This is a genomic window from Chitinophaga niastensis (assembly GCF_003014755.1).
GTDB lineage: Bacteria > Bacteroidota > Bacteroidia > Chitinophagales > Chitinophagaceae > Chitinophaga > Chitinophaga niastensis.
In genome coordinates, this window is sequence record NZ_PYAW01000002.1 from 1108254 (window position 1) to 1121130 (window position 12877).

Here is a 12877-nt window from a genome sequence, read left to right on the forward strand (position 1 = left end):
AAATAAACGAACACATGAAAAAAGTATTGACCGCGTTATTACTCCTGGCTGGCCTTCACAGTTCAGCACAAAAAGAGGTTGCCCCAAATAAATGGCTGAAACTCTTTAATGGTAAAAATCTCAAAGGCTGGGATGTCAAAATAACCGGGCATGAGCTGAATGATAATTTTGGTAATACCTTCCGTGTAGACAGTGGCATGCTGAAAGTTAGCTATGATCATTACGATGAATTCAAGGAACAATTCGGGCATATCTTCTATAAAAAGAATTTCTCCGCGTATCTCGTGGTAGTGGAATACAAATTTACCGGCGACCAGGTGAAAGGCGGCCCGGGATGGGCTTATCGCAATAGCGGTGTAATGTTGCACGGGCAAACAGCAGCCAGTATGACCAAAGACCAGGACTTCCCCATTTCACTGGAAGACCAGTTACTGGGTGGTAACGGCAAGGACGACCGCAGTACTTCCAATCTCTGTACACCCGGCACCAACGTGGTGATGCACGATAAATTAATCACAGATCATTGTATCAGCTCCACTTCCAAAACTTTTCACGGCGATGTATGGGTACATGCAGAAGCCCTGGTACTGCGTGATTCCGTAATTAAATATATAGTAGATAAAGACACCGTGCTGGTATTTGAAAAACCACAGATTGGTGGCGGCAACGTATCTCATGCTGATCCGGCAGTGAAACAGGATGGAAAATTATTATCATCAGGATCTATTTCGCTGCAGAGCGAAAGTCACCCGGTGGCCTTCAGAAAGGTAGAACTCTTCGATTTATCTCCATATATCAATGATCCCGTGAAGTTGAATAAAATTTTGCTGCTGCTGCAAAAACGTGACTCCTTTGGGCTACCTTTGGCCCCTCGAAAAAAATAGCATGGAAAATTGTACGCTCTATACGCATGAGATAGATATGGGCAAAGTGGTGGCTCGTATGCGCGCTCACTTTGGAGAATCGGCAGTAAACATAACAGGACAGGACAACAACTGGGAGCGTATTACCATCATATCGGGTAAAAAACTATTACGTAAAGGCAGTACACTCTCTATTACTTATCGCCAACGCTCAGTGCCAGGTTATACGCTGATGCACAGTGAGGAACCCATTATCGCCAACCTGTTGGGTATGTACGCTTTTGTACAACAACTACCGGCCGATAATCCAGCACTGAAGGACCTGCTGCTGGCAAAAATCACGACTATCAATACGGAAGTGGTGATATTGGCAGAACCTTCTTTTAACGGAGATTTCCGTGCCGCTGTAATGGAAATGGCGCATGAGCTGGATGGCATCTTCTTCTGCGAAAACAACTTTATCTTCAAAACAGAAGTGCAAGGTTTCTGGGATAAATCCGGTGCTTTATTGCTGGATGTAAACGGTCATTCTACTGCTACCAACCTGGTGGTGAATATCCAGTCCGGTTATTTCGATAGTCCTGCTGAAGCATCCGACGAAGCAGCCACCAGGAGGGATCGTAGTATACAGCAACTGAATGAAATGAGTGTGAAAACCAGTGCCAATCTCCCTGTAATAGCGGATGAAAGCACAGTGGTGATCCGCTCTGCTGCTGAAATAGCTACCAGAACAGCGATACTCTCCGCTGTAAATACAGTAGCTTTTGGCTATCTCGATGGACCTGCTGTAACTACTTATCTACAGCAACACAATCTTTGGGATAGCACAACCGATGCGGAAAAAGCTTTTTTGCAAGACCCGCAGGAGGAACTGAAAACAAAGGAAACCTGGAAGTGTGAAGATATCTGGGTATTGCTATGGGCATTGAATAAGGTGCCTGCATTGGGTTATATGAACGACCTGTGTAACCTGGACATGGTACCGGAAGAGGCTTTCCCTTTCCGCGGACCTGCTTCTGATCCTGCTGTATTTCTTGCAGGTGCCACGCAACTGCGTTCCGCTGCTGAAATCCTCGATGCCAACGATTTGTATTACCGGGCGCATTGGGCTTGTGTAGATGCGCGTATAAAAGGAGAAAAAGAACCCATTCACCCGGGTATTGTATACGAAAGACATTATGCGCTTAACTGGTTGATTAATTATCGTGACCAGCCATGGGATGAGGTTACATGTGATACGTGATAGGAGCATTTAGCCATTGGCTTTTAGCTTTTAGTAAAAATGCAGCGGAGATCAGGCATAATACCTGATCTCCGCTGCATTTTTACTAAAAGCTAAATACTAAAATCTAAAAGCTTATTTCAGCATCAGTTGTTGAATGTACTTGACCGGTGCGCTGCCATAACTCAGGAATTTTTCATGAAATGCTTTCAGGCTGAAACCCTTTCCCAGCTTCTGTTTATAAGCTTCGCGGAGATCAATGATTTCTTTGTAACCGGTAAAATAGCTGGTTAACTGCACACTGGTTACACTTACTCTTTTCCATTTTCCTTCTGCCTCTGCCTGTTGCTGGAATGCTTCTTTTGTCAGCAAACGGATCGCATCTTCTTTGCTCATATCCTTTGCGTGTACGCTGTAATCCAGGATGGTATTGCATACAGCACGAAGGTTCCATTTGTACCACATCAGCCACATTTCAGGAGCATTGTTGCCATAGCCGTTTTCCAGCATCATCTGTTCAGTATATACTGCCCATCCTTCAATCATAGCACCGTTGCCCATCAATGATTTGATCAGGCTGGGCGATTGATTGGAGTATACCAACTGGGTATAATGTCCGGGAATGGCTTCATGGATATCCAGTATCTGAAGGATATACTGATTGTATTCGCGCAGATAGCTTTCGGCTTTTTCTTTAGACCATCCGTCCAGGCTGCCTACATTGTAATAAGTATTGCCACCTTTATCATAGGGGCCAGGGGCGCTGATAGATGCACCGGCCACGCCAGCCATATATGCCGGCTCTTTACGCACTACCAGTGGTTTGGAAGGATCAATATATACCAGGTCTTTTTCTTTGATAAAAGTAATCAGCGATGGTAATAGTTTTTCGATAGCAGATTGAAATTCTTCCGGCTTTACATGTTGCACAGAAAGTGTATCAATCATACGGCCAACCAGTTCCAGTGAATCCGTGGGCATAGGTTTATTACCAAAATATTTAGGCCATAGCTGCTTACTGATCTTTAGCATTTCGCCATGTACAAAACTTTTACGTGCTACTGCTGAATCATAAATTTGAGATGCCGTAAAAGAAGACTGTATGTTGTAGTTAAATTTCTGATCGTATAAAGCTTTTCCAAGGCGGAAGCTGCGTGGGTGCGCGGGTTTCAGCGCTTTTAACCAGGCAGCATAATCTTTGATAGCTTTTGCAGCTGTTTGTGCCTGTGCAGTCATGGCTGCTTTTTCTGCCGCCGGAATACTGGTTTTATGGAGAGAATCAACAAAGTCCTTTTCAAAAACAGACAAGCCACCAGTGTTCTGATCTATCGCCAGTGAGGTGAGCTCAGGAACAGGGTCTTTCACTTGTTTTTTAGCTGCTTCGTAATAAGCAGGAACACGTTGCAACCGGCTGGCAAAGCTGCGCAGCCTGGATTCCAGCGGTGCATAGTTTTCATTCAATATAAAAGCGCAGGTGTTGCTCACATTGAAACCAGATGGATCCCATTCATTGCTTTTCAACTCATTGATGCCCCACCGGGTAGATTGCAGGTAGTTTTCTATCAGTTGAAAATCGATCTTGTTGGCATCAGTAAGATCGGCCAGCTTAAATGACTTAAGTGAGTCCAGCTGTTGTTTGGCAAAAGTAAGTGAAGCCTGTGTGGCAGCGCTATCGGGTACTATCAGTACGGAATCATATTTATGATATCCTACAGAGGTGGCCCAATCCGGATTCTCTTTCCATAAGGCATCAATAAAGCGTTGCTCATAATTGCTGAAAGCATTATTCAGCGTGCTGTCTGAGCCACTACTTTTATTACCGGTGCTGTTGCTGTTACAGGCAGCCAATGCTGCAGCAGCAGTTGCGTAAAGGAGGATTTTTTTCATAACAATAGATTGTTGTTGTTTTCAAAAGCTTGCGTAAGATACTATTTAATTATTTTCTTTACTTTTGCCCTTCATTAATAAAAACTGCAAAATCTTGCGCCATGTAATGTCACAGGCATATTAATTTATTCCTTTCGCCGTTCCTTCCCGGAACCGGCCTGTGATAGTATTGTTTAACTTAAACCCTGATAACATGGCAGTTTCTCAAAAATATGGCCGTACGTATCATTATCCGTTTTCGCCGGGCAATACCAGCGATGACCGCATTCAGCATGAATATTGGCAGGAGCTGACAAAGATCCCGTTGCTGATTCATACAGAAAAGCTGGACGGAGAAAATAATTGTCTTTCGAAACATGGCGTGTTTGCGCGTTCTCATGCCGCACCCACTACTTCTGCATGGACGGAAAGCATACGCCGCTACTGGCAAAGTATAAAGAATGATCTCGGCAACCTGGAAGTATTCCTGGAAAACGTATACGCTGTACATTCTATTGAATATAAAAACCTGGACCATCATTTTTATGTATTTGGTATCCGGGAAGATGATCGCTGGCTGAGCTGGGAAGAAACCCGCTTTTATGCTGCCATACTGGATTTACCAATGGTGCCGGAAATTAAGTGTATAACGCCACCGGCTACACGTCAGGAATTTGAACAGGATACACTGGCGTTGGTAAATGCCCGCGGCACTTTTGAACCGCATGACGTGCATACGGGTGCGCCTACGATAATAGAAGGTATTGTTTCCCGCAACGCAGCTGCTTATGCGGTCAATGATTTTGCTAACAATGTGTTTAAATATGTTCGCAAGGGGCATGTGAAAACAGACCAGCACTGGACCCGCCACTGGCGCCGTGCACGGTTAAATAATGAAGGAGGTAACTATGTGGCAGCTTACTGAAAATAAAGACTGGGCCTACCTGGAAAATACATTTGATTGGGTGCGGGTTATGAAAGATATACCGCAGGATACACAACATCATGCAGAAGGTAACGTGGCTGTACATACGCAGTTGGTATTGCAGGAGCTTGCGGGATTGCCGGCATTTCAGGAGCTATCGTTACCCTTGCAGGAGGTCCTGTGGGCGGCCGCTTTACTCCACGATGCAGAGAAATACAGCACTACTGTTTTACAACCGGATGGCTCCATTACTTCTGCAGGGCATGCGCGTAAAGGAGAAATGAAAGTACGGCAGATCCTGTACCGCGATGTGCCCGCACCATTTTTGATACGTGAACAGATTGCCAAACTGGTGAAATATCATGGTCTTCCGCTATGGGTATTCGATAAACCTGATCCGCGGAAAGCCCTTATCATAGCCAGCCTGGAGGTAGATACAAAATTATTGGCTTTACTGGCGCGTGCTGATGCATTGGGCCGCAGCTGTGCAGATCAGGCGGAGTTGCTATATCGGTTGGATTGTTTTGAAGAGCTGTGCCGCGAAAACGAATGCTGGGGCATACCCCGTGCATTTGCTACTGCAGATGCACGCATACAGTACCTGTTGAAAGAAGACAATGCACCGGATTATGTGCCCTTTGAACAGCCGCTTATGCATGTAATAATGATGAGCGGGTTGCCAGGCGCGGGGAAAGATACTTACGTGCGTCAGCATTATCAACAACTGCCGGTCATCTCCCTGGATGATATCAGAAAGGAAATGAAAATTAGTCCTGCTGATAAAAGTGGCAATGGTAAGGTGATACAGGCGGCTAAAGAGCAGGCCAGGGTGTATTTGCGCAAACAACAATCTTTCATCTGGAATGCAACCAACATCACCAGGCAGATGCGGGAACAGTTGATCAGTTTGTTCTTTACCTATCGTGCTGCTGTAACAATTGTTTATGTAGAAGTACCCGTAGGTAAGCTACTGTATCAGAATAAACAACGGGAAGATATTGTTCCCGCTGCTGCAATGGAGCGTATGATCAGTAAGCTTGAAGTGCCTGTGATCACAGAAGCACACGAAGTGATATACTTTGTCTGAAGAAGATCACAATTTTATTACCTTCGGTAAAGAGAAAAACCTCCTCTCATGGAACCATCTCTTACTTTTGGTCTTACTCATCTCGCGCTCCTGGTAAAACGTATAGACGTCAGCGTCCGTTTTTACCAACAGGTATTTGATATGCAACTAACTTATCGTCATGAAGGTTTTGCCCAACTGGAAACGCCTGGTATGAAAGATGTGTTGGTGCTGGAAGAAAAGGAGAGTACGGAACTCACCGGGAAACGCAGTGGTATTCAGCATTTCGGCTTTCGGTTGAAAAAACCATCAGACATCAGCATCATAAAAGAAAGGGTAATAGCCGCGGGAGGGAGTATTAAAGAGGAGGGCAACTTTTCACCGGAAGAACCTTATCTCTTCCTGCTGGACCCCGATGGATATGAGGTAGAAGTATGGTATGAATAATTTTTATTTAGATATTTTGTTTCAGAAATGGCTTGCCATTGAAACAAAATATCTAAATAAAAAAATAGCTTTAAAACTCATTGCGCCACATCATACTCTCTACAGGCTTGATGGTGCGACCATTATATTTGGCATTTCCTTTTTTATTATAGAGTATTTCCACTTCACCTTCTACTACAAAATAGATCAGCTGGCCAATAGGCATACCTGCGTATATGCGTACAGGTTGTGCGCAGGAAATTTCCAGTGTCCAGGTATTACAAAATCCTACATCTCCTTTACCGGCAGTAGCGTGAATGTCTATACCGAGGCGGCCGGTACTGGACTTTCCTTCCAGGAAGGGAACATGTGCATGTGTTTCCGTGTATTCTTCCGTAACGCCCAGGTACAGGGTGCCGGGATGTAATACATAACCTTCTTCCGGAATTTCAAAATGCTCAATCTCATTGTGTTTGCGCGCATCGAGGATGCGGTCTTTGTAAGTAGCAAGGTACCTGCCCAGGTGTACATCATAGGAGTTGGTTCCCAGATACTTCCGGTCGTAAGGCGCAATCACGATCGTGCCTTTGTCAATTTCCTCCAGTATCCGTTTGTCTGACAGAATCATGATCGGGTGTCGTTTAGTTTTAGTGAGCTGTTTCTTAGCTTTTAGCGGTTAGCATTTAGGTATTAGTAATTAGTTTTTGCTAATACCTAAATGCTAACTGCTAAAAGCTAAAAAAGCTGTTTTTCTGCTTTTTTGCTTTAATTTGGCAAGATATGCCATTAATACGAACGATACAAATTGATCCGGAAACGAGACTGGGAGTGTGGAAGATTACGGAAGAAGAAGCCTTTTTCCGTACCAAAGTAAACATCAGCCCGGATATTCATCACCCGCACAAACGGTTGCAGCATTTTGCAGGCAGATACTTGCTGGTAACACTGTTTCCTGAATTTCCCATACATCAGATTATGGTAACGAACACACGCAAGCCAATACTGGAGTGCGATAGCTACCATTTTTCCATCTCACATTGTGGTGATTATGCGGCGGCTATTGTGAGCACCAAAGCTGCTGTGGGTATAGATATTGAAGAAGTAAAAATGAAGATAGAACTGGTGTCGCATAAGTTCCTGGCGCCGCCGGAACAATCATTTATAGACCCCGTGCATACCCTGCCACATAAAACTATTTGCTGGAGCGCCAAAGAAGCTATGTTTAAATGGTACGGACTTGGAAAGGTTGATTTTAAGGATAATATGCGGCTGCATCCCTTCATTTTTCAACAGGCAGGTTTTATTATGGCCGATTTTAACAAACAGGATTCAAATACCCGGCTATATTTGCAATACATAATGGAGAACGACCTATGCCTGGCATGGACGCATCCTGCGTGAGGAAAGGAATTATTACTAACTGTTAAGTTATTTATGAAAATATTCTTACTCGGCTTTATGGGTGCCGGAAAATCCTATTGGGGCAAACAACTGGCCGACCACTGGAAGCTGCCTTATTACGATCTTGATGAAGTGATCGTTGCAGAAGAAGAGATGGCGATCAGCGATATTTTTGCTACCAAAGGAGAAGACTATTTCAGAGAGAAAGAGAGTATGCTCCTCCGCGAATTATCCCGTCAGGAAAATTTCCTGATTTCCTGCGGCGGCGGTACTCCCTGCTTTCAGGAAAACATGGACTTTATGAACGAACATGGCACTACTATTTGGATCAATCCTTCTGTGGAAGCCATGGTAGAAAGGTTGCAACGCAAAAAGTCTAAACGGCCGCTGATTTCAGAACTGGAAGATGAAGACCTGATGGGATTTGTAGAAAAGAAGATGGCGGAACGCCTGCCTTTTTATCAACAATCCAGGCATATAATTTCATCAGATAATATTTCATTGGATACCTTTACGCAAAATTTCTAGTATGCATAAAAGTTTTTTAGTCTGGGCAGCAGTATTAGGCGCATTGGCAGTGGTTTTAGGTGCATTTGGTGCACATAAACTGAAAGAACTGGTGGACAGTACAGGCATTGAAACATTTAAGACAGGCGTTACTTACCAGTTCTATCACGTATTTGCATTGATTGCTACCGGCATCCTCTTTGCATATGCTCCTGGTAGCCAGTTAGAGTGGGCTGGCAGATGTTTTATTATCGGTATCATTCTTTTCTCCGGTTCCCTGTATCTGATGACCATGCTGAATGTCACTGGTAATGTAGGTTTAAAAGGTATTGGTATCATTACACCTATTGGTGGCGTATTTTTCATAGCTGGCTGGATTTGCCTGCTGATGGGAATTCTAAAGATAAAAGCATAAAGCACATTTCGTATGTATAAAGGATTTTTGGTGTTGTTGGTGAGTGTTTGTCTTTGCACAATGGCTGGGGCACAGGATAAAGCCGGTATTACCGGTAAGTGGTACGGTGTAGCCAAATCTTATTACGGCGAAAAGCAGCGCCTGATAGTAGTGTTGGAGAAAGATGGGGATGGTTATAAAGGAGAAATGCAGAGCCCCGATCAAACAAACGAATCTATCAGCTTTGACAACGTGGTATACCGCAAGGATACCCTGTTGCTGCGTATAGACGAAATTAAATTTACATACACGGGTGTGTGGGACCAGGCTACTGCGCAGTTCAAAGGATTGTTTACCTGGAACGGACAACAAAGTGAATTTGATCTGTCTAAAAAGGTGGTCAATAAAGAAGACCTGTTCAAACGGCCACAGGAGCCTAAACCGCCATACCCCTATTATACAGAGGAAGTAAAATTCGACAATAAAAAAGATAGTGTAACCCTGGCTGGTACGTTTACCCGTCCTGCTACTATGGGTAAATACCCGGTGGTGGTGATGATCACGGGCTCTGGTCCGCAGGATCGTAATGAGGAGATGGCTTCCCATAAAACGTTCCTGGTGCTGGCAGATTATTTTGCCCGCAATGGCATTGCTTCACTAAGATATGATGATCGTGGCGTAGCCGCTTCCACTGGCAATTATGGTGATGCCGGTATCTATGATTTTGCCGACGATACCCGCGCTGCAGTTACGTTTTTGCAGAAACGAAAAGATGTGGATGTACATAGCATAGGTTTGTTAGGCCACAGCGAGGGCGCTGTGATAGCACAGATTGTGGCAGCAAACAATCCAACGATTGCATTTGTAGTATCTATGGCCGGTGTTGGCTTGCCCGGTCGTGAGATAGTAGATCAGAAAATGTTCATGGAAGGTAAAATGGCTGGCGAGTCTGATAGCCTGATCAATGCACGTATAGTACGTCTCAAAAATTACTGGGATGCATTGGCGGGCGACAGCAACCTTACTTCGGCAAAGGCTTCTGCAACAGCAGCATTGCAGGAGGTTTACCGTACTTCTTCTGAAGCGGTTAAACAACATGTTACAGAAGAGGCTTTTGTAGGAGATGTGAGCTTCAGTAAGGAGCAGTCTTCTCTTTTGCGCTACCAGCCTTTAAAGTATCTGAAGCAGATCAAATGTCCGTTTATGGCGATTAACGGGTCCAGGGATATACAGGTGAATGCAGCCACTAATCTGAGTGCCATTGAACGCAGTTTGCGCGAAAATGGAAATTTCCTCATAACAATCCGTAAGTTTGACGGGTTGAATCACCTGTTCCAACGTTGCCAATCCTGTACAGTAGAGGAGTACGGAGAACTGGAACAAACCATTGATCCCCTGGTGCCGGAATTTATAATGCACTGGATTTTACAGTTGCCGCCGACCGCCAGGTAGTCCCAATTTTGAAGCTATATTATGTCCAAGAATAAACTGAAAACCGAAAAACCGGAAAGCAAGAAACCGAAAGGCGTTACACCCAATCCAGACGTACTAAAGAAAGACAGGGAGCCTGAGGTAAAAGTGAAAGAGCTCGTAAAAGATGAACGCACCCATAAAGTATTGGGCGTGGTTTTTCTTTTACTGTCTGTTTATTGCTTTATTGCTTTCACCTCCTATTTGTTCACCTGGGAAGATGACCAGGATAAAGTATTTCGTTACTCCACCAAAGAATTACTCATCGGCGATGTTAAAGTAGATAACCTGCTGGGCCGCCTGGGAGCCTTTGTTTCACATAATTTCTTTTTCAACGGTGTAGGCATCGCTGCTTACCTGTTTTGTTATTTCTTTTTTATAATCGGTATCAATTTTATTGTTGGTCGCCGCGTTTTCCGGATATGGCGCAATGTAAAGTATATCCTCTTTGGATTAGTTTTCATTAGTATGACCATGGCGTTTCTGGCCTACAATGCAGACTTCCCGTGGGGAGGCGCTTTAGGCAATGCATTGAATAAATGGACATCGGGTTTTATTGGTAAAACCGGTACTGCTTTGCTCTTGCTGGTAGCGGGTTTTTCCTGGCTCATCTGGAAATTTAATTTCAATTTCAAATGGCCGGAGAAAAAAATAAAACCACCTAAACCCATTTCTGCAGTAGCGCCTGTGGTAGCTGCACAAACAGCTGCTGGTACACCAGTGGCTGCAAAGGACATTACACCCGCTGCCCGCAAAAACGGATTAAAAGAAGATAACGGCGTAGTGGTGATACCTCCAGCCATGTATAATGAGGAGGAAGAAGAGGACATGCCACCAATGCACCTCGTAGAACGTGATGAGATCTCTGTAATCCCTTCCCACGCGGCGTATATGCCACCTGCAGTGGCGCCGGTAAATATGGCGGGATCAGCAGAAGAGGAAGATGAATTGTCTGAAGAAGAGGAGGAGGAAGACCCTGGTCCATTATTATATATTGAAGAAAGACCGGAGGAAAAACCTGTTAATAAAAAGAAGACTGGTGTAGAAGAAGTAGCATTTGAAATTAAACCTACTTTTAAAGATGAGGAAGAAGAAATAGAAGAAATAGCCGCCATAAGGCCAGTGGGGCCGGTAGATCCTTATGATCCTTCACTGGACCTGCGTGACTATAAGTTTCCTACACTCGATTTACTCGAAAACCACAGTGCAGATAAAGTAATTGTACAGGATACCACAGAACTGGAAAAAAATAAAAACCAGATCATCGATACCCTCAAAAACTACGATATCTCTATACAAAAAATCAGTGCTACAGTAGGGCCTACCGTTACTTTGTATGAAATTGTACCGGCAGCAGGTGTTCGTATCTCCCGTATTAAAAATCTGGAAGATGATATCGCATTGAGCCTGTCGGCTTTGGGCATCCGTATTATCGCGCCCATACCTGGTAAGGGCACTATCGGTATCGAAGTACCTAATGTGAAGAAGTCTATTGTTTCGTTGAAAGCTTTGCTGGCATCAGAGAAGTTCCAGAACAGCACTATGGACCTGCCTATTGCGTTGGGTAAAAAGATCGACAATGAAAACTTCATTGCCGATCTGGCCAAGATGCCTCACTTGCTCATGGCAGGGGCCACAGGTCAGGGTAAATCTGTTGGTATCAATGCTTTGCTGGTGTCATTATTATATAAGAAGCACCCTTCTCAGCTGAAGTTTGTATTGGTAGATCCCAAGAAAGTAGAATTATCACTCTATAAACTCATTGAAAAACATTTCCTCGCCAAATTACCAGGCGAAGACGATGCAATTATCACGGATACTAAAAAAGTGATCCATACCCTCAATGCCCTGTGTATTGAAATGGATTTGCGGTATGATTTGCTGAAAGAAGCCGGCACGCGTAATATCCGTGAGTACAATGTTAAATTCACCCAGCGTCGGTTGAATCCGCTTAAAGGGCATCGTTACCTGCCATTTATAGTGCTGGTAGTAGATGAATTTGCCGATCTGATTATGACAGCAGGTAAAGAGGTGGAAATGCCGATTGCCCGTTTGGCTCAGCTGGCCCGTGCGGTAGGTATTCACCTGATTATTGCCACACAACGTCCGTCAGTAAACATTATTACCGGTACTATTAAGGCCAACTTCCCGGCTCGCGTGGCCTTTAAGGTGTCTTCCAAAATAGATTCCCGTACCATCCTGGATATCGGAGGAGCGGAGCAGCTCATCGGCCAGGGGGATATGCTGGTATCCTTTAACGGGGAGCTGGTGCGCCTGCAATGTGCCTTTGTGGATACCCCTGAAGTGGAAAATGTGGCAGAGTTCATTGGCAACCAGAAAGGTTATCCGGACGCGTTCCTGCTGCCCGAATATGTGGACGACAAGGATGTGGATGGCAAAGAGCTGACCCTGGCAGATCGTGACCCTTTATTTGAAGAGGCCGCTCAGGTAATAGTAACTGCTCAGCAGGGATCTACATCTTTGCTGCAACGTCGTATGAAACTGGGCTATAACCGCGCCGGACGCCTCATGGATCAGCTGGAAGCTGCCAGTATAGTGGGTCCTAATATGGGTAGCAAGGCCAGGGATGTACTGGTAAAAACGGAGAGTGAGCTACAGGAGATCCTTAATAATTTGTTATAATGTGAGGTTATTTGCAAAATTTGCTACACATTTTCGTGAAATATCCGATTTTTGCATACTGTAAAAACCGACTTAGTCATACCGGCATGGCATT

The 12877-nt window shown here is 44.5% G+C and carries 12 protein-coding genes; 10 read left to right on the top strand and 2 right to left on the bottom strand.

Translation table 11 applies throughout. From position 1 onward, the window contains the following. Positions 1-14 precede the first annotated feature (14 nt). Together CLV51_RS13080 and CLV51_RS13085 are read left to right on the top strand one after the other, a co-directional pair. Positions 15-884: a 3-keto-disaccharide hydrolase gene (locus CLV51_RS13080; RefSeq protein ID WP_106528470.1), complete on the top strand. Its 870-nt coding sequence runs from the start codon at positions 15-17 to the stop codon at positions 882-884. A 1-nt stretch (position 885) separates the two neighbouring features. Next, entirely contained in the window at positions 886-2106 is a 1221-nt protein-coding gene (locus CLV51_RS13085) for a DUF4272 domain-containing protein (RefSeq protein WP_106528471.1), read from the top strand. A 114-nt stretch (positions 2107-2220) separates the two neighbouring features. Here the strand turns inward: CLV51_RS13085 and CLV51_RS13090 are convergent, their stop codons facing one another. Next, the gene (locus tag CLV51_RS13090; RefSeq protein WP_106528472.1) at positions 2221-3972 is read right to left on the bottom strand and encodes a DUF885 domain-containing protein; all 1752 of its coding nucleotides are present in this window, start codon (positions 3970-3972) and stop codon (positions 2221-2223) included. 193 nt (positions 3973-4165) lie between these two features. Here CLV51_RS13090 and CLV51_RS13095 point away from each other — a divergent pair, with 193 nt between their 5' ends. From CLV51_RS13095 to CLV51_RS13105, 3 genes are read left to right on the top strand one after another with little or no spacing between them, the layout of a single operon-like run. Continuing rightward, a complete protein-coding gene (locus CLV51_RS13095) occupies positions 4166-4876 on the top strand; it encodes an RNA ligase family protein (protein ID WP_106528473.1) in 711 nt (236 codons plus the stop codon). After that, positions 4845-5963 (top strand): ATP-binding protein, encoded by a 1119-nt coding sequence (locus CLV51_RS13100; protein ID WP_245898706.1) that lies wholly within the window; start codon positions 4845-4847, stop codon positions 5961-5963. Before CLV51_RS13095 ends, CLV51_RS13100 begins: the two co-directional genes overlap by 32 nt. A 48-nt stretch (positions 5964-6011) precedes the next feature. After that, positions 6012-6389 (top strand): VOC family protein, encoded by a 378-nt coding sequence (locus tag CLV51_RS13105; protein ID WP_106528475.1) that lies wholly within the window; start codon positions 6012-6014, stop codon positions 6387-6389. A 70-nt stretch (positions 6390-6459) separates the two neighbouring features. On the opposite strand, the gene dcd is transcribed toward CLV51_RS13105, so the two are convergent. Then, a complete protein-coding gene (gene dcd, locus CLV51_RS13110) occupies positions 6460-6996 on the bottom strand; it encodes a dCTP deaminase (protein WP_106528476.1) in 537 nt (178 codons plus the stop codon). A gap of 152 nt (positions 6997-7148) precedes the next feature. Between dcd and CLV51_RS13115 the strand changes: the two genes are divergently transcribed. Genes CLV51_RS13115 through CLV51_RS13135 form a run of 5 tightly spaced genes read left to right on the top strand, consistent with a single transcriptional unit; the run spans position 7149 to position 12783 of the window. Continuing rightward, a complete protein-coding gene (locus CLV51_RS13115) occupies positions 7149-7769 on the top strand; it encodes a 4'-phosphopantetheinyl transferase family protein (protein ID WP_106528477.1) in 621 nt (206 codons plus the stop codon). A 33-nt stretch (positions 7770-7802) separates the two neighbouring features. After that, a complete protein-coding gene (locus CLV51_RS13120) occupies positions 7803-8297 on the top strand; it encodes a shikimate kinase (RefSeq protein WP_106528478.1) in 495 nt (164 codons plus the stop codon). A gap of 1 nt (position 8298) precedes the next feature. Continuing rightward, positions 8299-8691 (top strand): DUF423 domain-containing protein, encoded by a 393-nt coding sequence (locus tag CLV51_RS13125; protein ID WP_106528479.1) that lies wholly within the window; start codon positions 8299-8301, stop codon positions 8689-8691. Positions 8692-8703: 12 nt separating this feature from the next. After that, positions 8704-10122 carry an alpha/beta hydrolase family protein gene (locus tag CLV51_RS13130; protein WP_106528480.1) on the top strand — a complete coding sequence of 473 codons (1419 nt, stop codon included), beginning with the start codon at positions 8704-8706 and terminating at the stop codon, positions 10120-10122. Between the two features lie 21 nt (positions 10123-10143). After that, positions 10144-12783 (top strand): FtsK/SpoIIIE family DNA translocase, encoded by a 2640-nt coding sequence (locus CLV51_RS13135; RefSeq protein WP_106528481.1) that lies wholly within the window; start codon positions 10144-10146, stop codon positions 12781-12783. The last annotated feature ends 94 nt before the right edge of the window (positions 12784-12877 follow it).